Annotated in this window: 21 protein-coding genes; 15 read left to right on the forward strand and 6 right to left on the reverse strand. The window is 73.0% G+C overall.

The window, feature by feature from the left end; genetic code table 11:
- Window positions 1-37 precede the first annotated feature (37 nt).
- Window positions 38-430 (forward strand): VOC family protein, encoded by a 393-nt coding sequence (locus ACYQ8Q_RS04200; protein WP_460061999.1) that lies wholly within the window; start codon window positions 38-40, stop codon window positions 428-430.
- 252 nt (window positions 431-682) lie between these two features.
- Window positions 683-1447, forward strand: coding sequence for a VOC family protein (locus tag ACYQ8Q_RS04205; RefSeq protein WP_460062000.1), 765 nt, complete (start codon window positions 683-685; stop codon window positions 1445-1447).
- A gap of 36 nt (window positions 1448-1483) precedes the next feature.
- On the opposite strand, the gene ACYQ8Q_RS04210 is transcribed toward ACYQ8Q_RS04205, so the two are convergent.
- Window positions 1484-2029 (reverse strand): MarR family winged helix-turn-helix transcriptional regulator, encoded by a 546-nt coding sequence (locus tag ACYQ8Q_RS04210; protein WP_460062003.1) that lies wholly within the window; start codon window positions 2027-2029, stop codon window positions 1484-1486.
- Window positions 2026-3963 carry an FUSC family protein gene (locus ACYQ8Q_RS04215; RefSeq protein ID WP_460062005.1) on the reverse strand — a complete coding sequence of 646 codons (1938 nt, stop codon included), beginning with the start codon at window positions 3961-3963 and terminating at the stop codon, window positions 2026-2028. The genes ACYQ8Q_RS04210 and ACYQ8Q_RS04215 overlap by 4 nt, the downstream gene beginning before the upstream one ends.
- A 176-nt stretch (window positions 3964-4139) precedes the next feature.
- Here ACYQ8Q_RS04215 and ACYQ8Q_RS04220 point away from each other — a divergent pair, with 176 nt between their 5' ends.
- From ACYQ8Q_RS04220 to ACYQ8Q_RS04245, 6 genes are all read left to right on the forward strand, one after another.
- Entirely contained in the window at window positions 4140-4733 is a 594-nt protein-coding gene (locus ACYQ8Q_RS04220; RefSeq protein WP_460062006.1) for a DUF5134 domain-containing protein, read from the forward strand.
- 92 nt (window positions 4734-4825) lie between these two features.
- Complete coding sequence (locus ACYQ8Q_RS04225; RefSeq protein WP_460062009.1) at window positions 4826-5761, forward strand: M56 family metallopeptidase; 936 nt, start codon at window positions 4826-4828, stop codon at window positions 5759-5761.
- A 297-nt stretch (window positions 5762-6058) separates the two neighbouring features.
- Window positions 6059-6730, forward strand: a complete 672-nt coding sequence (locus ACYQ8Q_RS04230; protein WP_460062011.1) for a phosphatase PAP2 family protein — start codon at window positions 6059-6061, stop codon at window positions 6728-6730.
- Entirely contained in the window at window positions 6727-7257 is a 531-nt protein-coding gene (locus ACYQ8Q_RS04235) for a hypothetical protein (RefSeq protein WP_460062013.1), read from the forward strand. The genes ACYQ8Q_RS04230 and ACYQ8Q_RS04235 overlap by 4 nt, the downstream gene beginning before the upstream one ends.
- 10 nt (window positions 7258-7267) lie before the next feature.
- Window positions 7268-7981, forward strand: coding sequence for an HAD family hydrolase (locus ACYQ8Q_RS04240; RefSeq protein WP_460062015.1), 714 nt, complete (start codon window positions 7268-7270; stop codon window positions 7979-7981).
- Window positions 7982-8353: 372 nt separating this feature from the next.
- Window positions 8354-9037 carry a TetR/AcrR family transcriptional regulator gene (locus tag ACYQ8Q_RS04245; RefSeq protein ID WP_460062018.1) on the forward strand — a complete coding sequence of 228 codons (684 nt, stop codon included), beginning with the start codon at window positions 8354-8356 and terminating at the stop codon, window positions 9035-9037.
- Here the strand turns inward: ACYQ8Q_RS04245 and ACYQ8Q_RS04250 are convergent.
- Window positions 9025-10527, reverse strand: coding sequence for an LVIVD repeat-containing protein (locus tag ACYQ8Q_RS04250; protein WP_460062019.1), 1503 nt, complete (start codon window positions 10525-10527; stop codon window positions 9025-9027). The two genes, ACYQ8Q_RS04245 and ACYQ8Q_RS04250, sit on opposite strands and share 13 nt — an antisense overlap.
- 153 nt (window positions 10528-10680) lie before the next feature.
- Here ACYQ8Q_RS04250 and ACYQ8Q_RS04255 point away from each other — a divergent pair, with 153 nt between their 5' ends.
- The gene (locus ACYQ8Q_RS04255) at window positions 10681-11319 is read left to right on the forward strand and encodes a DUF305 domain-containing protein (protein ID WP_460062021.1); all 639 of its coding nucleotides are present in this window, start codon (window positions 10681-10683) and stop codon (window positions 11317-11319) included.
- Between the two features lie 25 nt (window positions 11320-11344).
- Here ACYQ8Q_RS04255 and ACYQ8Q_RS04260 read toward each other — a convergent pair whose 3' ends face one another.
- Window positions 11345-11830, reverse strand: coding sequence for a DUF6214 family protein (locus ACYQ8Q_RS04260; RefSeq protein WP_460062023.1), 486 nt, complete (start codon window positions 11828-11830; stop codon window positions 11345-11347).
- A 210-nt stretch (window positions 11831-12040) separates the two neighbouring features.
- On the opposite strand from ACYQ8Q_RS04260, the gene ACYQ8Q_RS04265 reads away from it, so the two are divergent.
- Window positions 12041-13432: an FAD-dependent oxidoreductase gene (locus tag ACYQ8Q_RS04265; RefSeq protein WP_460062024.1), complete on the forward strand. Its 1392-nt coding sequence runs from the start codon at window positions 12041-12043 to the stop codon at window positions 13430-13432.
- A 63-nt stretch (window positions 13433-13495) separates the two neighbouring features.
- On the forward strand, window positions 13496-14866 hold the full coding sequence (locus tag ACYQ8Q_RS04270; protein ID WP_460062027.1) for a nucleobase:cation symporter-2 family protein: 1371 nt from the start codon (window positions 13496-13498) through the stop codon (window positions 14864-14866).
- A 76-nt stretch (window positions 14867-14942) separates the two neighbouring features.
- Here the strand turns inward: ACYQ8Q_RS04270 and ACYQ8Q_RS04275 are convergent, their stop codons facing one another.
- Window positions 14943-16244 (reverse strand): extracellular catalytic domain type 1 short-chain-length polyhydroxyalkanoate depolymerase, encoded by a 1302-nt coding sequence (locus tag ACYQ8Q_RS04275; protein ID WP_460062029.1) that lies wholly within the window; start codon window positions 16242-16244, stop codon window positions 14943-14945.
- A gap of 291 nt (window positions 16245-16535) precedes the next feature.
- On the opposite strand from ACYQ8Q_RS04275, the gene ACYQ8Q_RS04280 reads away from it, so the two are divergent.
- Together ACYQ8Q_RS04280 and ACYQ8Q_RS04285 are read left to right on the forward strand one after the other, a co-directional pair.
- On the forward strand, window positions 16536-17513 hold the full coding sequence (locus tag ACYQ8Q_RS04280) for a pectate lyase family protein (protein ID WP_460062030.1): 978 nt from the start codon (window positions 16536-16538) through the stop codon (window positions 17511-17513).
- A gap of 47 nt (window positions 17514-17560) precedes the next feature.
- On the forward strand, window positions 17561-18364 hold the full coding sequence (locus ACYQ8Q_RS04285; protein WP_460062032.1) for a pectate lyase: 804 nt from the start codon (window positions 17561-17563) through the stop codon (window positions 18362-18364).
- Between the two features lie 80 nt (window positions 18365-18444).
- On the opposite strand, the gene ACYQ8Q_RS04290 is transcribed toward ACYQ8Q_RS04285, so the two are convergent.
- Window positions 18445-19197, reverse strand: coding sequence for a PaaX family transcriptional regulator C-terminal domain-containing protein (locus ACYQ8Q_RS04290; RefSeq protein WP_460062034.1), 753 nt, complete (start codon window positions 19195-19197; stop codon window positions 18445-18447).
- Window positions 19198-19269: 72 nt separating this feature from the next.
- Between ACYQ8Q_RS04290 and ACYQ8Q_RS04295 the strand changes: the two genes are divergently transcribed.
- Complete coding sequence (locus ACYQ8Q_RS04295; RefSeq protein ID WP_460062038.1) at window positions 19270-20949, forward strand: acyl-CoA dehydrogenase family protein; 1680 nt, start codon at window positions 19270-19272, stop codon at window positions 20947-20949.
- Window positions 20950-21055: 106 nt separating this feature from the next.
- Window positions 21056-22951, forward strand: a complete 1896-nt coding sequence (locus ACYQ8Q_RS04300; protein ID WP_460062039.1) for a HEAT repeat domain-containing protein — start codon at window positions 21056-21058, stop codon at window positions 22949-22951.
- The last annotated feature ends 9 nt before the right edge of the window (window positions 22952-22960 follow it).

Below are 22960 nucleotides of genomic sequence, written 5' to 3' on the forward strand. Positions count from 1 at the left end.
CCGCTCGGCACGGCGACAGGCCCTAGGCTCCCGGCGCATGGTGCATGTACTCAGCAGTAGGGTCCTTCTCCGCCCCACCGACCCCGAGCGTTCGCGTGTGTTCTACGGCGAGCAGCTCGGCCTCGGGGTCTACCGCGAGTTCGGTACGGGGCCGGAGCGCGGGGTCGTCTACTTCCTCGGCGGCGGCTTCCTGGAGCTGTCGGGACGCTCGCAGACGCCGCCGGACCCCGCCGTACGGCTGTGGTTGCAGGTCGCGGACGTGACCGCGGCCTACGAGGAGCTGAGGGCGAAGGGGGTCGCTGTCGTGCGGGCGCCGGTGAGGGAGCCCTGGGGGCTGGTGGAGATGTGGATCGAGGACCCGGACGGGACGCCGATCGTGGTGGTGGAAGTACCGGCGGATCATCCGATCAGGTACCGGCCGGGGCTGTGAGGGCCGCCCAGCGACACGGTGGGGGCCGTCCGGGGCGCGTGTGCGGGTTGCGTTGCGGCCGGTCGCGCCCGCACGGCGGAGCCGCAGCACGACCGGGCCCCGCGCCCCTACGAGGTTGTCGGCGCCCCCTGTCGACAGCGTGAGCGGATGCCGGGGCGCGGAGGCGGGCTTAGCGTGCTGGAGGGGTCCCCTTTTCTGGAGTTCTCCGGGGGTTTTCTGGGGGTTTCCTGGAAGTTTTCTGGAAGGAGCGTCATGAAGCTCGACGCGCCGGTGCCCGGTGGGCCCTGCTGGGCCGAGCTGGGGACCAGTGATCCGGAGGCGGCGAAGCGGTTCTACGCGGAGCTGTTCGGCTGGCGTGCGGAGACGGATCCCCGGCAGGAGGCCGGCGGCTACACCGTCGCGCACCTCGGCGAGGCAGCCGTCGCCGCGCTGACCCCCCTGTACCAGAAGGCGCAGCCGTGCGCCTGGAACGTGTCCTTCGCGGTGACCGACGCCGATGTCAGCGCACGCCTGGTCACCGAGGCCGGCGGCAAGGTGCTGGTCGGCCCGATGGACGTCTTCGACGTGGGCCGTTTCGTGGTCGCCCTCGATCCGGGCGGGGCCGCGTTCCAGCTCTGGCAGGCGCGGGCCTTTCCGGGCGCGGGACTGTTCAACGCGCCCGGTTCGCTCGGCTGGGTCGAACTGCTGACCCGCGACCCGGACCGGGCGGAGACCTTCTACACCACCGTCTTCGGCTGGACCGTGAGCTCCTCGGAGAACTATCTGCAGTGGGGGGTCGGCGGCGCCGACTTCGGCGGCATGGTCAGGATGGACGAGAAGTTCCCGCCCGAGGTGCCGCCGCACTGGCTGCCGTACTTCGCGGTGGCCGACGTGGACGCCTCCGCCGCCACGGCGACGACGGCGGGCGGCACCGCGCTGATGGAGCCCACGTCGGTGCCCGACGGCCCGCGGATCGCCGTACTGCGGGATCCGCAGGGCGCGGTGTTCGGGGTGTACCGGGCGGGGGACGAGAGGTGAACTCAGGTGCCCTGAAGGCCGGTTGACGAATCGGCCTCAGGCCCGGACGGTCCGCATGTGCCCTTCCAGACGGCTCAGCAACTCGCCCAGCAGCCCGGCCAGTTCGCCCTGACGGTCGCCGTCGAGGGCGGACAGTACGGCCCGCTCGTAGGCGAGTTGCTCGGGGAGGACGGCGTCGACGAGGTCACGGCCGGCATCGGTCAGGCGCAGATGGGCGACGCGGCGGTCACGGGTGTCGCCCCGGCGTTCCACCAGGCCGCGCTCGGTGAGCTGCTTGAGGCGTTTGGTGACGGCGGCCCCCGAGGAGAAGGTCTCCCGGGCCAGGTCGCCGGGGGTCAGTTCATGACCGGTGCGGCGCAGCGCGCCGAGCAGGTCGAACTCGGGGCGGCTCAGGCCCGCCCGGCGCAGGGGCGCGTCCTCGGCCTGCTGGAGCAGGGCTGCGCAGCGGTTGACGCGGCCGATGATCTCCATCGGCCCGGTGTCGAGATCGGGCCGCACCGCCTGCCACTGCCCCACCACCGCCGCGACGGTGTCCCTCCCCGCCCCGTCCCCGGCCGCCGCTGGTCCCCGCGTCGCCGTCATCGCCGTACGCCCTCCGCTCTCGTGGTCGCGTCCCGGCCCGGGGGCAGGCCCCGGTGCCGTACCGTCGCGGCGAGCGTACGGTGTCCGGACCGCTCGGCCGCCATGACCCGCTCCTCGGGCAGGGCGCGTCGCCACCACTCGCCGGACGCGGTGTCGGCGGTCGCCCGCAGGTCCACCAGCGCGGCGGCGAGGGCGCGGCGGGCGGACTCCAGGGCGGCCGCGGGGGCGGGCTGCGGCTGCGCCAGGAGGTGCGCGGCGCGGTCCCGGGCCTCCGACACCGCCGTCAGGGACTGCTCCAGGCGGTCGCCCGAGCGGCGGTTGGTGACGGCGACCGCGGCGACGAAGCCGACGGTCGCGCCGACGAGCGTGTCCACCAGCCGCTCGGTGATCAGCCGGCCCGCGTCCTGGTAGTGGGCGAACTCGGTGATGAGCAGGGCCATCGGGGTCACACAGACGCTGCCGAGCCAGTAGTTGCGGCTGATCAGCGCCTCGGCGCCGAAGTTGAGGGCGAGGCAGACCAGGACCAGGGCCGCCTGGTGGAGGTGGGCGAGGGGGACGAGCGCGGCGAAGGCGAGGACGCCGACGAGATTGCCGACGACGCGCTGGACGGCGCGGTTCCAGGTGAGGGTGACGTTCGCCTGGTAGAGGGAGGCGGCGGTGACGAGGGCCCAGTAGGGGCGGCCGACTCCGAGGGCGAGGGAGGCGTATCCGGCGAGGGCACAGCCGAGGGCGGTGCGGGCCGCGATGGGGGCGAGCGGGCCCAGCCTGCGCCGCAACGACGGTTGACCGGAGGCCAGTTCGGCGTCGATACCGAGGAGTTCGTCGTCGTCGAGGACTTCGCCGTCGGGGAGGCCGCCGTCGGAGAGACCGTCGTCGGAGAGGCCGTCGTCGGAGAGGCCGTCGGGGCGAGGGACGGGGCCGGCGCCACGCAGGGCGCCGGCCCAGGTGCGCAGGCGTTCCGGGTCGGCGTCGGCGGGCGCGGCAAGGGCGGTCTCGGCGCGGACGAGGAGCCGCTCCAGGGCACGGTGGGTGTCCCGGCGGCGGCCGGCGGCGCGTGGGCCCGGAAGGCGGGCGACGAGCAGGGTCTGCCAGGCCGCGTGGACGGCGACGGCAGCGGCGGCGCGGGCACGGCTCTCGGCAGGGCCATGCGGCGGCGCGGCCTGCGGCTCCGCGGTTCGTGCCCCCGCGGTTCGTGCCCCCGCGGTTCGTGCCCTCGCGGTTCGTGCCCCCGCGGTGTACGTCCCCGCCGTGTGCGGCCCGGACGGGTGCAGTCCCGCCGGGTGCGGCCCGGACGGGCGCGGCCTCGCCGTATACGGCCCGGACGGGCGCGGCCCTGCCGGGTGCGGTCCCGCCGGGTGAGCGGCGACGTACGCGGCGGTCGTGCGCAGGGCGTGGGCGGTGGCCCGGCGTTCCGGGCCGTGCGGGCGCAGCAGCCCCGGTGCCATGCCGATCAGCCAGGCCCAGGCGCCCGCGGCCAGTGCCAGGCCCAGATGGCCGGGGACCTGGCCGAGGGTCTGCGGGGTGAACAGCGCGGCGGAGCTGACGAAGGTGAGGACGACATGGGCGGGCGGTCCGAGGCGGGTGGCGTCACAGAGCGCCTTCTGGGCCGCGGCCAGCAGCGCGCCGACGGTGACCAGGAGGACCGGGTCGGCGGTGAGCGAGGCCGCGAGGAGCGCGAGGGCCAGGCCGCCGGTCATGCCCAGGACCACCAGGGCGAGCACCCGGGCGCGGGCGGCATAGGGGCGGTTGTGGGCGTACAGGGCGCACAGGGACCCGGCCATCGTGTACGCCGCCAGGTCGAGCCGGCCGAGCGCCAGCAGGATCAGGTTCGGCGGGGCGACCGCGGCGACGACGCTCAGGGCGGGCTTGAACCAGATGTCGGAGGGACGGCCGAGGCGCAGCACGCCGGCCAGCGGGAGGCGGGATCCGGGCATGTTCATCAATTTGGCATGTGTTTTACTCGTGAATGATTTTTGTGCCATATGCGGCAGGCAAACGCTCACCCGGTGTGCTCCCTCGCATGCTCCCCGTGTACATCGTTGCGCCGCGTGCGCGCCGCGTGCCGTGGGCATCGCAACTCTCGACGCGACCGTCGAGCGGGGAGGTGCGCGTGCACGGACCGACTTCGCCCGGCTGGCTGCTGGTCACGCTGTGTGCGGCGACCGGTGCCTACTGTCTGCTGCGGATGCGCAGCCGTGTGGAGGAGCAGCGCAGAGCTGCCGGGGGCGAGGCGCTCATGGGGTTCGGGATGGCGGTGATGGCGGTGCCGCCGTCGGTGTTCACCCCGCCCCCGTGGGCCTGGCCCGCCCATGCGGCGGTGTTCGGCGCGGCCACGCTGAGGGCTCTGTGGGCGGCGCGTACGCACACCCACCATCTGCATCACCTGGTGGGCACCTCGGCCATGGTCTACATGGCGGTCGCGATGGCCCTCTCACCGCCCGGGGCGCATGCGCACGGCGCGGCCGCCTCGGGCGTCCCGCTGCTCACGGGCGTGCTGCTGCTGTACTTCGCCGGATACGTCCTGCTCTCGGGGGCGCGGCTGCTGCCGCTGACGGAGGCTGCCGTGACCGGCGGGACCGGCGGGGCGGGGAGAGTTCCCGTGCCCTCCGGGGGCGCCGTCGGCTGGAGCGACCGTCCCGAGCTGGCACGGGCGTGCCGGCTGTCGATGGGGATCGGGATGCTGGCGATGCTGCTGACCATGTGATGCCGCGCCGCGTCCAACTCGGCCGTGGCCTGCGTCACTTTGCCGGGACAAGCCGTACCCCCGAGCAGTGCGCCGCTCATAGGGTGCTGTCCATGATGGTCCCCGCGGTCCTGCTGCTGCTCGGCGCCCTGACCGCGGTCGGAGCGCCCCGGCTGCTCGCCCGGGCCGACTGGCCGGACCGCGAGCCGGTGGTCGCGCTGTGGGCGTGGCAGTGCGTGGTGGCGGCGGTCCTGCTGTGCTGTGCGCTGTCGATGACACTCAGCGCGGCGGCGGCCTGGCAGGCGGTACGCGGTCATGTCTTCGCTCCGGCGCCGCGCGCGGTCGTGGATGCCTACGCCCTGGGTTCGACCGGCCCCTGGGCGGCGGCCACCGCGGTGGCCCTGGCCTGCGCGGGGCTGTGGAGCGGGGCGATGCTCGTACGGGAGGTAGCGCGCGCCCGGGCCCGCAGCCGGGCGCGCCGGGCCGAACTGCGGCTGCGCGCACCGCTGTTGCCGGGCGAGGAGCTGACGGCGGGACGGCTCGTCGTCCTGGAGGGCGAGCGGCCCGACGCCTGGTGGCTGTCGGGTGCGGCGCCCCAACTCGTGGTCACCACGGCCGCGTTGCAGCGTCTGAAGGGGCGTCAGCTGGATGCGCTGCTCGCGCATGAGCAGGGGCACGCGCAGGCCCGTCACCACTGGCTGCTGCACTCGTCGTCCGCACTGGCCACCGGGTTTCCGCAGGTGCCGGTGTTCGCGGCGTTCCGCGACGAGATGCACCGGCTGGTGGAACTGGCCGCCGACGACATGGCGTCCCGCCGGTTCGGCCGGCTGACCACCGCGCTGGCGCTGGTCGAGCTCAACGAGGACCGCGGGGTGTTCGGCCCCTCCCCGACCCCGCAGGCCCATGTCCCGCAGCGGGTGCACCGCCTCCTCACCCCGGCGGACCGGCTCTCCCCGGCCCGCAGACTGCGCCTGACGGCGGCGGCCTCACTGGTGCCGGTGATCCCGGTGCTGGTGGCCCTGGTACCGGGACTGAGGGCATTGGGCTGAGAGCAGTGGGCTCAGGGCAGTGGGCTCAGGGCAGTGGGCTCAGGGCAGTGGGCTCAGGGCAGTGGGCTCAGGGCAGTGGGCTCAGGGCAGTGGGCTCAGGGCAGTGGGCTCAGGGCAGTGGGCTCAGGGCAGTGGGCTCAGGAGCAGCTGGGTGGGACGCGGGCGTGGGGTGAGCCCGAGGCGCGGACCGCGCGTGTCGGCCCGTACACCTCGATGTCACCTCGGGTGAACCCCCGGGCCCGGCTCCACGACGCCCCGGGTTGGCCTCCGACCCCACCGGTCGGCGAGGATCGCATCATGCACACCCGGTCCGTCGACTCCCCGCCCGTCCCGCCGGCCCGGCGCACGGCCACCCGCCTCACCGCGGTCCTCGGTCTGTGCTCGGTCGTCCTCCTCGTCCTGGTCGCAGCCGCGTGGCACCCGCTGACGTCCGTCGACGGCGACCTCTCCCGCACCACCCACCGCTGGGCGCTGGCCGACCCCGGCCTCACGCACGTCTGCCGCATCCTCACGGACTGGGTGTGGGATCCGGTGACGATGCGGCTGCTGGGGGCCGCGGTGGCGGTGTGGTTGGTGTGGCGGTACGCGGCCTGGTGGACGGCGGGCTGGCTGGTGGTCACCTCGGCGGTGGGCACACTGGTCCAGCAGGGCCTGAAGGCGGCGGTCGACCGGGACCGCCCGGTCTGGCCCGACCCCGTCGACTCCGCCCACTACCAGGCGTACCCCTCCGGCCACGCCCTGACCGCAACGGTGGTGCTGGGCCTCCTCCTGTGGCTCCTGCACCGCCACGGCGTGAGCCGCCCGGTGTGGCGTGCGGCTGTGTCGGTGGTGGTCGTCTCCGTGGTCGGTGTCGGCCTGACCCGCATCTGGCTGGGCGTCCACTGGCCGTCCGACGTCCTCGGCGGCTGGCTGCTGGGCGGGCTGCTGGTGACCCTGGCCATCAGAGCGCACCAGCGCTGGCGCCCATGAGCGTGCCGCCGTACGCCCACATCGGGCCGTACCCCTACGTCGGGCCCGAGGACATCCTGCGCGTCGTCCTACCGGGCGCCGAGGGGTACGCCGTGCGCGACCTCGCCGGCCTGACCGCGTTCGGGGCGCGGGACGGGGAGCCGTACACGTACGTCGTCGGGCTCGACGGATGGCTGCGCCTGGCCCCTCGGCGCAGCGAGCACGTGGCCTGCGCGGGCGGGAGGGCCGTGCTCGGCGCGGGTGAGGTCTCGTTCCGGCGCGCCGGGCGCGGCTGGGAGGTCCACGAGGTCAGCAACCAGTCCACCGGCTACTGCCCCGACCCCGACTGCTGGCCGGCGGTCGCGGCCGCCCTGGACCGGGCGGGGGTCGCGCGGCCCGACGCGTTCACGTACGCCCTGGTGTTCCGGCGCTGCGAGCGGTGCCGGGAGATCAACGTGGTGCGGGAAGGGGTGTACGTCTGTGTGTTCTGCGAGGACGAGCTGCCCCTCTTGTGGAACGTGGCCCCGCGAGATCCTCCGGGTTCCTAGGATCAACCGCATGACCGCCGTTCTGTTCGACTTCTCCGGGACCCTCTTCCGGATCGAGTCCGCCGAGGCCTGGGTGCGTGCCGTGCTGGAGGAGGCCGGGGCCGGACTGCCGGAGGACGAGACGGCCGCGACGGCGCGGGCGCTGGAGGCGGCCGGGGCGCTGCCGGGCGGGGCGGCTCCGGGGCGGGTGCCCGAGGAGGTGGCCGGGGTGTGGCGGGTGCGGGACGAGAGTGCCGCGGCCCACCGGGCTGCGTACACCGGGCTCTCCCGTCAGGTGGCGCTGCCGGACCCGGGCCTGCACGACGCGCTGTACGACCGGCATATGACTCCGGCGGCCTGGACGCCGTACCCCGACGCCCTCGACGTGCTGAGCGCGCTGCGGGAGTCGGGGGTCGGGGTGGGCGTGGTCAGCAACATCGGCTGGGATCTGCGGCCGGTGTTCCGTGCGCACGGGCTCGACCGGTTCGTCGACGCGTATGCGCTGTCGTACGAGCACGGGGTCCAGAAGCCGGATCCCCGGCTGTTCGCGGCGGCCTGTGAGGCGCTCGGGGCCGATCCGCGCGCGGCTCTGATGGTCGGGGACGACCGGCGGGCGGACGGCGGGGCGGCGGCGCTGGGCTGCGCGGTGCACTTCGTGGACCCTCTCCCGGCGGCCGAACGGCCGGACGGACTGCGCCCGGTCCTGGACCTGGTGGGCCGCGGCCGGGACACCGGTGAGCGGTAACCGGGTCGGGAAGCGGCGGCCCGGCCAGAGAGCGGCGGCCCGGTCGGGAAGCGATGGCCCGGCCAGAGAGCGGCGGCCCGGTCGGGAACCGGCGGCCCGGTCGGAGAGCGTCGGCCCGGTCGGGAAGCGATGGCCCGGTGGGGAAGCGGCGGCCTGGCGGGGAAGCGGCGGCCCGGTGGGGAAGCGGTGGCCGACCCACCGCGCCAGCACAGGTCAGTAGCCCGAGGCCACCATCGGGGCGGAGGTGCGCCCACTCTGGACGATCCCCCGCGTCGCCCAGAGCGGGCGGTAGCCCGGACCCGCTCCATGCGGAGCCGTCCGGGATGTCCTGAGTATAGTTGGCTGATAGCCAGTCAACGCAGGAGTTACAGGATGTCCCCGCGCAGCGCCTCGGTCAATGAAGAATTGCGGCGGCGTTCGCGGGAGCGGCTGTTGCAGGCGGCCCTGGAGCTGGTGAGCGAGCGCGGGTACGAGGCGACGACGCTCGGCGACATCGCGGACCGGGCGGGTTCGGCCCGGGGGCTGGTGTCCTACTACTTCCCCGGCAAGCGGCAGTTGGTGCAGTCGGCCGTGCACCGGCTGATGCACCGTACGCTCGAGGAGGCCCTGGAGCGGGAGCCGTGCACCGAGGACGGCCGGGAGCGGATGGCGCGGGCCATCGACGCGATCCTCGGACTGGCCCGGGACCGTACGGTGCTGATGCGCCAGCACATGGCCGGACTGCTCCAGGCCGAGGGGTTCGTGCGGTGTCCTGAGCAGCAGCGGCTGGCCGAGCTGCTGCGCGAGACATCGGTCCGGCACGGCTCGCAGGACGTCGACCACGACTATCCGATGCTGCGTTCCCAGCTCATGGGCGCCGTGTACGCGCTGGTGCTGCCCAACGTGCCGTTGCCGCTGACCACGTTGCGCGCCGAGCTGTTCGAACGCTACCGGCTGGACTGGGAGTCGGGCCTCCCGCCGGACGCCGAGGCGCCCGGCGGGAGGTGCGACGCGGACCTGTCGCGCTTCTTCGCGACCGAGCCGACCGCCGAGGCCGGCGGGGATCAGTCGAAGTAGTCCGGCTGGGTCTGGACGTTGAGCTCGCGCAGATGGATCCGCTTGGCCGGATCCGTACGCCGGTCACTGAGCTTCAGCACATCGAAGCCCTTGGCGATGTCGTTGGAGTAGATGTAGCCGTTGTAGTAGTACGCCGACCACGCGCCGCCGACCGACAGCGTCGTCGTGCTGATCGGGCCGCGCTCGAACCAGGCGATCTCCTTCGGGGCGGAGGAGTCGGTGAAGTCCCAGACCGAGACGCCGCCCTGGTACCAGGCCTGGACCATGATGTCCTTGCCCTTGACCGGGATCAGCGAGCCGTTGTGGGCGACGCAGTTCTCGGTGTCCGCCTGGTGGCGGGGGATCTTGTAGTAGCTGCGGAAGACGAGCTTGCGCTTGTCGCCCTTGCCAACGATGTCGTAGATGCCGTCGGCGCCGCGGTTCGGGCCGATCGCCGCGTTGCAGGTGGCCGCCCCGCCGCCGCCCAGTTCGTCGGTGAAGACGACCTTGTCCGCCTTCTGGTTGAAGGTCGCCGAGTGCCAGAACGCGAAGTTCACGTTGTCCTGCACCTGGTCGATGACCTTGGGGTTCTCCGGGTCCTTGATGGAGAAGAGGATGCCGTCGCCCATGCAGGCGCCGGCCGCGAGGTCCTTCTCCGGGAGCACCGTGATGTCGTGGCAGCCGGTGGTCTTGGAGACGCCCGGGTTGGTGGGCGAGCCGGGGTTGCCGCCGCCGTCCGGTCCCTCGCCCGGGAAGAGGACGGGGAAGTTCACGACCGCGGCCGTCTCGGGCGCCTTGCGCGGCACCTTGATGACGGAGATGCCGTCGTGCGGGGGCTGGCAGTCGGGGTAGGAGGCGCTCGGCGAGTACGACTGGACGTAGATGTAGACGTTCTTGCGCTTGGGCACCAGGGTGTGGGTGTGCGAGCCGCAGGCGGTCTCGACGGCGGCGACGTACTTCGGGTTCCTGATGTCGCTGATGTCGAAGACCTTCATGCCCTCCCAGGAGGACTTCTCGGTCGCGGGCTGGGTGGTGCTGTTGCAACTGCTGTCGCTGCGCGAGGAGTCGGTGGAGAGGAAGAGCAGGTCTCCGGAGACGGAGATGTCGTTCTGCGAGCCGGGGCAGAGCACCTGGGTGACGGTCTTCGGGGACTTCGGGTCGCTGATGTCGAAGACGCGGAAGCCGTCGTAGTTGCCGGCGAAGGCGTACTTGCCCTGGAAGGCCAAGTCCGAATTGATGCCGGCCAGCGCGTCCTTGGGGATGTTGGTGAGGTGCTCGACGTTGTCGGAGTGGACGATCTCGTCCTGTCCGGGTATCTCGCCGTCGGCGATCGCCGCGGCGGCCTCGGTCTGGGCGCTGCGGGAGATCTCGCGCTGCGCGGCCGGTGCGTCCCCGGGGTCGGGGGTGGCGGCCGCCGGGACCGCCGTGAGCAGCGCGGCCAGGAGCCCGGTACAGGCGGCGGCGACGGTCAGCCGTCTGCGCCGCGTTCGGGGATCGTTCAACAGGGTCACTGCGTCCTCCCTTTGCCGTTCCTGTGGAACGGTTCACGGTTCCCTGAAGTATCGTCTTCATCATGCACATATCAAAGGCTGGCAACGCAGACGTAATGAATCTCTCCGCTGGGTAGTGCGATCATTCAAACTCCCGTGCCCCAGGAGGTCGTTGTGCCCCACCGCCGCGCATCCCTCGCCGCCGTGGCCGCGCTGCTCGTGCTCGCCCTCGCGGGGTGCGACTCCGGTACGCAGGACAAGTCGGCCGCGGCGAGCGGCCCTTCGGTGATCGCGCCGGGCAAGCCGGGCGAGGGCAACCGGACGCTCTCCGCACAGGAGGCGGCCGAGCAGCGGGCCGAGGACGACTCCCCCAACTCGGCGGACGTGTCGTACGCCCGGATGATGATCCAGCACCATGCCCAGGCCCTGGAGATGACCGAACTCGTCCCGGAGCGGGCCGAGTCGGCGGACGTCGAGCGCCTCGCGCTGCGCATCGCGGCCGCGCAGGGGCCGGAGATCGAGGCGATGAGGGCCTGGCTCGGGTCGTACGACAAGGCCGAGACCGGCGGTGCGCACGACCACACCGCGATGCCCGGCATGGCGAGCGAGGCCCAGCTGAAGAAGCTGCGCGCGGCGCGCGGGAAGGCCTTCGACGCCCTCTTCCTCAGCCTGATGATCACGCATCACGAGGGCGCGATCACCATGGCCACCGAGGTCAAGGCACAGGGCAACAACCTGCGGATCGAGGAGATGGCGGACGACGTCGTGGCGCAGCAGACGAGCGAGATCACCCGGATGCGGCAGATGAGCTGACCGGGGCGGGTTCCCCGGCCCGCGCTCAGCGCTTCGCGTGACGCGGTGTCAGATGGCCCGCGTCCCGCGCCCGGGCGATCAGCCGCAGGGATCTGCGGCGGCTGTGCCCTGTCGCGCGCATCACGGCGAGGACGGGGTCCACTCCCTGCTGCTGGGCCGCGCGGTACTCCTGGGCGACCAGCCGGCACCCCTCGCCGCCGCGCGGCCAGGCCGGGCGGGCGCGGCGGGCACCGCCCGGCGAGGCGGGGTCCTCCTCGCCCTCCCCGTTCGCCGCCCCGGTACCGCCCGCGCAGCTGTCGAGGAGTGGGCCCTCGATCCAGTCCGCGAGCTCCGCCAGGTCGACGAGGGACAGGGGCGGCCGGGCGTGGACGTCCTCGAAGGACACGCAGCCCCCGGACACCACGGCCAGCAGGTCCACCCCGGCCCCGTCGGCGAAGGCGAGCCGGACGTCGAACCAGGTCGCGGCGGAGTCGCCGTTCTCCCGCAGCTCCCACGCCGGCCGCACGGACACGGTCCCGTCCTCGGCGGAACGATCAGAAAGATTAAGGAAAGATGCTTCTAGCACACACGCAACGTAACCGCATGATCACTTTCCATACGAACGGACACGCACGCGGCTCGCGGTGACGGCACCCTGTCAGCGGAGCATCCGTGGTGCGATGCTGGAGGCACCAGCGCTCTCCTCCGTCGCACGGGTGTCGTGCGGGTAAGGGGTCACGCCGTGCTGCGTGTCGCCGTGGTCGGTTCCGGGCCGAGCGGGGTCTACACCGCCCAGAGCCTCGTCCAGCAGGATCCCGGGGTGCGGGTCGACGTCCTGGACCGGCTGCCCTGTCCGTACGGCCTGGTGCGGTACGGCGTGGCGCCCGACCACGAGAAGATCAAGTCGCTCCAGCGGAACCTGCGCACGGTGCTGGAGCACGAGCGGGTGCGGTTCCTCGGCGGGGTCGAGGTCGGCGCGGGCGGGGTGCCCCTCGCCCGGCTGCGCGAGCTGTACCACGCGGTGGTGTACTGCGTGGGCGCGGCGGCCGACCGCCGGCTGGGCATCCCGGGCGAGGAGCTGCCGGGCAGCTGGTCGGCGACGGAGTTCGTCTCCTGGTACAGCGCGCATCCGGACGCGGCGGGCGAGGGCTTTCTGCGGGGCGTCCGCTCGGCGGTCGTGGTCGGCGTGGGGAACGTCGCGGTGGACGTCACCCGGATCCTGGCGCGCGGCGCGGCGGAGCTGAGCCCCACCGACATGCCCGAGGCCGCGCTCACCGCGCTGGCCGCGAGCGGGGTCACGGACATCCACATGGTGGGCCGGCGCGGCCCCTCCCAGGCCCGCTTCACCACCAAGGAGCTGCGGGAACTCGGCGCGCTGCCGGACACGGACGTGCTGGTGGACGCGGCGGAGCTGGCGCTGGACCCGGCGTACGGCGATCCGTCGGAGCTGCCCGCGGCACAGCGCCGCAATGTGGAGGTGCTGCGCGGCTGGGCGGCCCTGCCCCCACGGGAGGTACGGCGGCGGATCCGGCTCCGCTTCTTCCTGCGGCCGGTGGAACTGCTCGCCGCCGGGGGCCGGGTGGGCGGGGTGCGGTTCGAGCGGACCGCGCCCGACGGCCGGGGCGGGGTGACGGGCACCGGCCGCCACGAGGTCGTCGAGGCGCAGCTGGTGCTGCGGTCGGTGGGCTATCGCGGGGTGCCGCTGGAGGGGCTGCCGTTCGACGCCGTGCGGGGCACGGTGCCGCATACGGCCGGGCGGGTGGTGCGCGCGGGCGCGGCGGCGCCGGGCGAGTACGTGGCGGGCTGGATCAAGCGGGGGCCGACCGGGGTCATCGGCACCAACCGGCCGTGCGCGAAGGAGACGGTGGCCTCGCTGCTGGAGGACGCCCCCGTGCTCGTACGGAAACCGGTGCCGGAGGATGTGCTGCCGTCACTGCGGGCGGCGGGGGCCGAGCCGGTCGGATGGCGGGGGTGGCTGGCGATCGAGCGGGCCGAGGCGGAGCTGGGTGCCTCGCTGGGGCGGGGTGTGGTGAAACTGCCGGACTGGGCGGCGTTGCGGACGGCCGCGGGCCGGGCAGAGATCGCCGACGACTACACGCAGCGGCAACACCTCGGAAATCAACAATCTGTTTAAGCGCCGTACCGTCCTGTGCTGTTCGGATGTCGCCCCGCTCAGACGCCCCGCTCAGGAGTGCCCATGGCCACGACCGCACCCGTTCACCCCGTCGACGAGGTGCCCCCCGTACGGCAGTTGGCCGCCTTCGGTCTTCAGCACGTGCTCGCGATGTACGCCGGTGCGGTGGCCGTGCCGCTGATCGTGGGCGGGGCGATGAAGCTGTCGCCCGCCGATCTGGCGTATCTGATCACGGCCGATCTGCTGGTGTGCGGGATCGCCACGCTGATCCAGTGCGTCGGGTTCTGGCGTTTCGGCGTACGGCTGCCGATCATGCAGGGCTGTACGTTCGCCGCCGTGTCGCCGATGGTGCTGATCGGGACGACGGGCGGCGGACTGCCCGCGATCTACGGCTCGGTGATCGTGGCGGGGCTCGCGATCGTCCTGCTGGCCCCGGTGTTCGGCCGGCTGCTGCGGTTCTTCCCGCCCCTGGTCACCGGCACGGTGATCCTGATCATCGGTCTCTCGCTGCTGCCGGTCGCCGGCAACTGGGCGGCGGGCGGCGCCGGTTCGCCGGACTTCGGGGAGCCGAAGAACCTCGCGCTGGCCGCGTTCGTCCTCGCCGTGGTGCTGGGGGTGCAGCGGTTCGCGCCGGCGTTCCTGAGCCGGATCGCGGTACTGATCGGCATCGTGGTGGGGCTCCTGGTCGCGGTGCCGTTCGGGTTCACCGACTTCGGTGGGGTGCAGGACGCCGACTGGCTGGGGATCAGCACGCCGTTCCACTTCGGGGCACCCTCCTTCGAGGTCTCGGCGATCGTGTCGATGCTGGTGGTGGCACTGGTGACGATGACGGAGACGACGGGTGACCTGATCGCGGTCGGCGAGATGACCGGCCGCCGGGTCGAGCCGCGCTCGCTCGCCGACGGGCTGCGCGCCGACGGACTGTCCACCGTCCTGGGCGGTGTCTTCAACACCTTCCCCTACACGGCGTACGCGCAGAACGTCGGCCTGGTCGGGATGACCCGGGTGCGCAGCCGCTGGGTGGTGGCCACCGCGGGCGGCATCCTCGTCCTGCTCGGTCTGCTGCCCAAGCTGGGCGCGGTGGTGGCGGCCGTGCCCGCGCCGGTCCTTGGCGGTGCGGGGCTGGTGATGTTCGGGACGGTCGCCGCGAGCGGAGTGCGCACCCTGTCCCGGGTCGACTTCCATGACAACCACAACCTCACCGTGGTCGCCGTGTCGGTGGCCGTCGGCATGCTGCCGGTCGGGGTGCCGACGGTCTACGAGAAGTTCCCCGACTGGTTCCAGACGGTCATGAACAGCGGGATCAGCGCGGGCTGTCTGACGGCGATCGTGCTCAACCTGGTCTTCAACCACCTTCCGGCGAAGGGCGGTTCGGCCCCGCGGACGGCGACACCGCCCACCGGCGGCGGGGAGGCCCGGGGAGAGGCCGCGTAGGCCACCAGGGCTCTCCGCGCGGGACGACCGCCCCGCGCGGAGAGCCGGGTTCACCCGACGGTGGCCCTTCCGGGCCTCAACCCACCGTGCAGGCGGCCCCGTTGAGGGTGTAGGCACCCGGTGCCGCGCTGTTGCCCGTGTGGTTCGCCTGGTAGCCGATGCTGACGCTCGCGTTCGGGGCGATGGTGGCGTTGTACGACGCGTTCGTCGCCGTCACCGCCCCGGCGGCCGGGGTGTACGTGGCGCCCCAGCCGTTGGTGATGGTCTGGCCGGACGGCAGGGTGAAGGCGAGCTGCCAGCCGTTGACGGTGGTGGCGCCGGTGTTGGTGACGGTCACCGAGGCGGTCAGTCCGGTGTTCCAGGCATTGGTCGTGACGGTCACCTTGCAGCCGCCGGGCTGGGGCTGAGGTGCCGGGCCGCCGCTGTCGAGGCCGAAGAACGTGAGCACGCGGGCCGCCATCCCGTAGGTGTACAGGTTGTGGCCGACGCCCTGGAGACTGATCGCCTCCACCGGGGCCTGGTCACCGGTGCCGCCGTAGCGGGTGCGGGTCCAGCCGGACTGCGGTGCGTCCGTGGCGGCCGGGGTCTGCCCGACGCCCCGCACGTTCGTCCACTGCTTGATCTCCTCCCCGAAGTTGGGGTAGCGCAGGACGTCGTCCTCGGTGCCGTGCCAGAGCTGCATCCGGGGTCTGGCGCCGGTGTACCCGGGATGGGCGGCGCGGGCGATGTCGCCCCACTCCTGCGCGGTGCGGATCACCGTGCCGCCGGAGCAGGCGCTGTTCCACTCGGAGCCGTCGGTGGTGGCGAAGCAGCCGAACGGGACGCCCGAGAAGGCGGCGCCCGCCGCGAAGACGTCCGGGTAGTCGCCGAGCAGGACGTTGGTCATCATCGCGCCGGAGGAGATGCCGGTCGCGTAGACCCGGCCGGTGTCGGCGGCGTAGTTCGCGGTCACCCAGTCGACCATGGACTTGATGCCGACGGGATCGCTGCCGCCGCCGCGCTTGAGCGCCTGGGGCGAGGAGACGTCGAAGCACTTGCTGCTGCGGGTGACCGACGGGTAGACCACGATGTACCCGTACTGGTCGGCCAGCGTGTCGTACTCGGTGCCGTTGTACATGTCCGGACCGGAGCCGGTGCACCAGTGCACGGCGACCAGAACGGCCGGGTGCGCGGTGACGCTCGCCGGCACATAGACGTACATCCGCAGACCGCTGGGGTTGGCGCCGAAGTCGGTGACCTCGGTGAGGGTGGCGGCCGGGACGGGTGCCGCGGCCTGCGGGCGGGCCGCGGCGGCGGGGGCGGCGAGGAGGGCCGCGGCGAGCAGGAGCGCGAGGGCTCCCCCCAGGGAGCGCAGCGCTCTTCGTAAGAAGTCGGTCACGTGCTTGTCCCTTTCTGGTGGGGGCTCGGGGGACGTCGTACGTGGAGTCCGCCTCGCATGGTGGCATGCGCCCGCTTTCCATGGAAGCGCTCCCACGGCATTCGCGTACGGCGGCGCGTTCTGCGCAAAGCGTTGACTAGAAAGCGCTTGCCCTCTACGTTCCGTTCAGCAGTGTGACCGAGCCACTCCGTATGACCCCCCAAAGGTCGCACTGCTGGCATTCCTCTGTTCAGATACAAGAACTTCATTCATGAATGCGTTCTCCCCACTTCCCTGAAGGGACGCATCCGCATGCGCGCAGGCCCCCCACGTACACAGGCGCAAAGGTCCGCTCTCGTCGCGGCTGCCGCCGCCCTCGCCACGACGGCGGTGCTCGCCCTCCCCCAGCCGGCCGGTGCGGCCGACACCTCACCGGTCGGGTTCGGCGCCGGGACGACCGGCGGCGGGAGCGCCACGGCGGTCACCGTCTCGACGCTGGACGCCTTCAAGGCGGCGGTGACCGGCAGCACATCGAAGGTGGTCAAGGTCAACGGCCTGATCACGCTGAGCGGTCAGGTCGACATCGGCTCCCACACGACCGTCCTGGGCGTCGGTTCGTCGTCCGGGTTCACGGGCGGCGGGCTGCGGCTGAAGAAGGTGACGAACGTCGTCGTCCGCAATCTGAACATCAGCAAGCCGCTGAAGCCGGCCGACGGCATCGAGGTCCAGGCCTCGACCAAGGTGTGGATCGACCACAACTCCTTCTCGGCGGACCGCGATCACGACAAGGACTACTACGACGGCCTGCTGGACATCAACCACGCCTCGGACTACGTGACGGTGTCCTGGAACACCTTCAAGGACCACTTCAAGGGCTCGCTCGTCGGTCACAGCGACAACAACGCCAGCGAGGACACCGGGCACTTGAGGGTGACGTACCACCACAACCAGTTCAGCGACGTCTACTCGCGCATCCCGAGTCTGCGCTTCGGCACCGGGCACTTCTACGACAACTACGTCGTCGGCGCCGAGACGGCCGTCCATTCCCGCATGGGCGCCCAGATGCTGGTCGAGAACAACGTGTTCCGCTCGACCGTGGTCGCCGTGACCACCAGCCGGGACAGCGACGTGGACGGCTACGCCAACCTCACCGGCAACGACCTCGGCGGAGCCGCGACCGAGGTGTCGCAGGTGGGGACCTTCACCGAGCCGCCCTACAGCTACACCGCCGAGCCCGCCTCGACCGTCGTCGCCTCGGTGACGTCCGGCGCGGGCGCCGGAAAGCTCTGACCACCCCCCACTTCGACCACCCCCGACGAGGAAGAAGGAATCGGGACATGACTTCTTCGGCACGTCCGCGCACCTTCGTGCGCGCGCTGACCGGCATACTGGCCGCCCTCGGCCTCTCGGTTGGCATGATCACGACATTGGGCTCGGCGCCCGCGAACGCCGCCACCTGGCCCACCGCGACCGGCAGCCAGGCGGTCTCCTCCACCATCTCCGTGTCCGGGACCAAGGACTACGGGTACCTCCGTCTCTACGGCACCGGCGACCTGGGCAGCAGCAGCCAGGACGAGGACCAGGGGCCGATTCTGGAGCTGGCCGACGGCGCCGTCCTCAAGAACGTCATCATCGGCGCCCCGGCCGCGGACGGCGTCCACTGCAAGGGCAGCTGCACCCTGCAGAACGTGTGGTGGGAGGACGTCGGCGAGGACGCCGCCACCTTCAAGGGCACGTCCTCGTCGAGCGTCTACACCGTCTACGGCGGGGGCGCGAAGTCCGCCAGCGACAAGGTGTTCCAGTTCAACGGCGCGGGCAAGCTGGTCGTCTCCAAGTTCGCCGTGCAGAACTTCGGCACCTTCGTCCGGTCCTGCGGCAACTGCAAGACGCAGTACAAGCGGACGATCATCCTCAACACCGTCGAGGTCACCTACCCGGGCGGCCGCATCGCCGGCATCAACACCAACTACGGCGACAGCGTCGCGCTGCGCGCCATCACCGTGGTCGGCGACAGCAGCAAGAAGATCATTCCCTGCCAGAAGTACATCGGGAACAACACCGGTGCGGAGCCGACCACCAACGGCACCAGCGCCGACGGCACGTACTGCAACTACACGGCGGCCGACATCACCTACCAGTAGCCCGTCCGCACAGTCGTCCCCCCACGGTGAAGGCGGCCGTACGAAGCGTCCCCGCACGGCGCTTCGCACGGCCGCCGCTCCTATGTCCGGGCGCCGAGGGCGATCCCGGCGAGCGTGCGGCGGTGGTGCTCGTAGGCGGTCCGCAGCGCCGGGCCCGGCCAGTCGGCGGGCAGCAGCGCGGGCGGGAGCACCGGGTCGGCCAGCAGATGGCGTACGACGGCGGCCAGGGCCGTGAAGAGCTCGGCCGGCCCGGGCGAGCGCTCCACATGGGCCAGCAGGGCCCGCGCCGTGCCCGCCCACGCGTCGAGCGGCCACAGGCCCGCTGCCAGCTCGGGGGCGGGGGCCGCCGGCCGGGTGGTGAAGCGCTGCAGGACCTGGTCGAGATCCCCGGGCCAGGACCGGCCCAGGTTCGCGGGACGCAGCCAGACGCCCTCGCGGAGTTCGGCGAGCCTGAGGGCGGTCAACCGGCTGCGCAGGTCGACGCGTTCGGCGGGACCCCGGCCGGTCGCGGTGATCACGGCCATCTCCCAGTCGCCCTCCCACGCGCGCGTGTCGGGACTGACGGCGTCGTCCTGCCGGCGCTGCCGCTCCAGCAGCCGGTCGCTGAGCCGGTAGACCGTGTCCGCGCGCCGCAGATCACCGGCGGCCACCATCCTGCTGAGCGCGGCCCGCACGGTCGATCCGCCCACCCCGAAGGGCTCCACACCGCGCACCAGGTCCCGCGCGGGCAGCTCGGGCGGGTGCGCCCCCAGCAGCAGGCTCAGCACCACCGACCGGGCCGACAGCGGGCGCAGATCGACCCCTCCGGGTTCCGCCGAGACGTTCATCCGCATGGACACGTACTGTACGTCCCCCAGGATGTTGCACTCTTGCTGCGGCCGAAGAGGAAGTGCAACATGGGTCGCATGACCTCGACACTTCCGCAGACCCCGCCGTACGCCACGCACGACGTGGCCAATCAGCCTCCGCCACTGTCCCCCTACGACGCCTGCGACGACACCGCCCTGCTGGAGGGGTTGCGGCGGGAGGGCGCCGGCTGGGCGGAGCCGGACGTGCGCCGGCTCGGGCTGCTGGCCGGCGGGGCCGCGGCACAGGAGTGGAGCGAGCTGGCCAACCGGCACGAACCGGTGCTGCGCACGCACGACCGGTACGGCCACCGGGTCGACGAGGTCGACTTCCACCCGAGCTGGCACGAGCTGATGCGGGTGGCGGTCGCCGAGGGCCAGGCGGGCGCGCCGTGGGCGGACGAGCGGCCCGGCGCGCATGTCGCACGGACGGCGGGCGGGCTGGTGTGGGGGCACACCGACGCCGGGCACGGCTGCCCGACGTCGATGACGTACGCGGCCGTCCCCGCCCTGCGCCGGCAGCCGGAGCTGGCGAAGATGTACGAGCCGTTGCTGACGAGCCGGGAGTACGACCCGGGGCTGCGGGTGCCGACGCAGAAGCGCGGGCTGCTGGCCGGCATGGGGATGACCGAGAAGCAGGGCGGCTCGGACGTCCGGACGAACACCACGGCGGCCGCGCCGACGGCGGAGCCCGGGGTGTACACCCTGCGCGGGCACAAGTGGTTCACGTCGGCGCCGATGTGCGACCTGTTCCTGGTGCTGGCGCAGGCCCCGGGCGGGCTGTCCTGCTTCCTGGTGCCGCGCGTGCTGCCGGACGGCACCCGCAACACGTTCCGCATCCAGCGGCTGAAGGACAAGCTGGGCAACCGCTCCAACGCGTCCTCCGAACCCGAGTTCGACGGGACCGTGGCCTGGCTGGTGGGGCCGGAGGGACAGGGGGTGAAGACCATCATCGAGATGGTCAACTGCACCCGGCTGGACTGCGTGATGATGTCGGCGGCTTTGATGCGCAAGACGCTCGTCGAGGCGGGTCATCACGTACGGCACCGGAGCGCGTTCGGGGCCCGGCTGCTGGACCAGCCGCTGATGCGGAACGTCCTGGCCGATCTGGCGCTGGAGTCGGAGGCGGCGACCACGCTGACGCTGCGGCTGGCCGGGGCGGCCGACCGGGCGGTGCGCGGAGACGACGATCAGGGGGCCGAGCAGGCCTTCCGGCGGATCGCCACCGCCGTCGGCAAGTACTGGGTGACCAAGCGGGGTCCGGCCTTCACGGCGGAGGCGCTCGAGTGCCTGGGCGGGAACGGCTACGTGGAGGACTCCGGGATGCCCCGCCACTACCGCGAGGCACCGCTGCTGTCGATCTGGGAGGGCTCGGGGAACGTCAACGCCCTGGACGTCCTGCGCGCGTTGACGCGTGAACCGGGGACCGCGGAGGCGCTGTTCGGTGAACTCGCCCTGGCGCAGGGGGCGGACGCCCGGCTGGACGCGGCCGTCGCGCGGCTGCGGTCCGACCTCGGCACGGCGACGCCGTCCGGGGCCCGTCGGCTGGTGGAGCGGATGGCCCTCACCCTCCAGGCCTCGCTCCTGGTCCGGCACGCCCCGCCCGCCGTGGCGGACGCGTTCTGCGCGACCCGGCTCGGCGGCGACTGGGGTCACGCCTTCGGCACGCTTCCCGACGGGGCCGACGTCGCCGCGATCCTGGAGCGGAGCCTTCCCGCAAGCCTTCCCGCCGTGAACTGAGGCTCCCCACCTGTGAGTTGTCGTCGGATTCCGCTTCGTTGTCGGTGACGTGGTGCAGACTCGTGATCGGTTGGCACTTCCGACACTCCGTCCGGGGGAGGACAACGTGCTCACGGGGATCGACCGCGTCGACTGGGCAGCGCTGCACCATGCCCACGGCAGCGCGCAGGACGTGCCCGGGCTCCTCAGAGGACTCGTCTCCGAGGAGCCCGGGACACGGCACGGCGCGCTGGACGGGTTGTACGACGCGGTGCACGGCGAGGGCAGGGTGTACGACGCGACGCTCGCCTGCGTTCCGTTTCTGCTCGCGCTGGCCGCCGACGAGCGGGTGCCGGAGCGGGACGGTCTGGTGGAGTTGCTGGTCAGCATCGGGACGGCGACCACAGGAGCGGGCGCCGCCGTGGGGGCGGGCGGCGAGGTGTTCGCCAGGCTGGCCGGGGATCCGGACCCCGGGGTGCGGCGGGCGGCGGCGGGGGCGGTCGTCCGCTTCCTGGACGAACCGGCGCGGGTGCTGGAGCTGTTGCGGCGGCGGCTCGCGGTGGAGCGGGACGAGCGGCTGGTGATCTCGCTGATCGAGTCCCTCGGCGCGTTCGCGCGCCGGGACTGCGGCAGGAGCGGCGAGGCGGTGGAACTGCTGGCCGGGCTGAGCGCCGCGCCGCACGGGCCGGGGCCCCGGCTGGCCGCGCTGGGGCAGCTCGCCGCCCGCGCTCCCGGGCGGCTGCCGACCGATCTGGTGCCCACGGTTCTGGGTCTGCTGGAGGAGCGCGCCCGGGATCGCGCCCGCCACGCGCGCGTGGCGGCGAGCGGTGCGGCGTACTCGCTCGTCGACCGGCTGCGTCGGCTGACCCCCTCGGACGAGGAAGGTGCCCGGCTGCTGCGCACGCTGCACACCGGGCTCGACGACCGGCTGACCGACCGGGTCGCGCTGCTGCGCGGGCAGCTGGTCGGCCCGGTCCCGGCCGACCGGTGCACCGCGCTGCCGCTGGCCGCCGCGCTGTTCCGGGAGTGGCGCGGCGACCACGGCGCGACGGTGGCGCTCATCGGCGAGGGCCTGCGGAGCGCGGCGGACGGGGAGCGGGACCGGTGGCGCGACACCGCCGTGTCCGTCCTGGAGGGCCTGTTCGCACTGGCCGCACCGGCCGCCGACGGGCTCCACGCGCTGGTGGTCGCGCGGCCCGACCTGTGGGTACGGCGGTGGCCGCCCGAGGCGCCCGTGCTGGGGGCGCCGCTGCGGGCCCTGGCCCGGGCCGGGGATCCCCGCGCGGTCCCGGTCCTGGCCCGGCTGGCGGAGGAACCCGTCCTGCCCCGGGACCTGGGTTCCGTCGTCGTTCACCTGGGCGCCCGCGCGGCCCTGCTCGCACCGGCCCTGCGATGCGCGCTCACCGCCACACCGCCGGGTACCCCCGGGCAGGCTCTGCCGCTGGTGGCGGCGGTGGGGGCGCTGCGGGACAGGGAGGCCGTGCCGTCGCTGCTGCGGCTGCTGAAGGACGTACGGGAGTACCAGGAGGGCGAGCACGCGCTCGCCGTGGTGGACGCCCTGTGGTCGATCGAGGGCGACGCGGGGGCGGTGCTGCCCGTCCTGCTGCGGGAGGCGGCACACGGGGACTCCCGGTGCCGGGCGCGCGCCGCCTCCGCTCTGGGTCGGCTCGGCGGTGCCGCGCGTGCGGCCCTCCCCGCGCTGCACCGGATGGCGTCCCCGGGGCGTTCCGGCCCGGAACGGGCGGCCGCCGCCTGTGCGGTGGCCCGGATCACCGGGGAGGTGGAGCCGGCTGTCGCCGCGATCCTGCGCTCCGCCTGGGCCGGGCACCCGCACACGCGCGTGGAGACCGCCGCCTGCCTGACCGCCCTCGGCCGCGGCGCGGCGCCCCTGCGGGACCTGGCCGTGGCGGAGCTCGCCGCACCCCGCCGGCACACCGCCCGCCCGGACGGCCACGGCAGCCATGACATCCCGAGGGACGAGGAGCTGCTGCGGCTGTGCCGGGAGGTGGTGGGCGGCGTCTAGACCGGTACG

The organism is Streptomyces sp. YKOK-I1 (assembly GCF_054660435.1).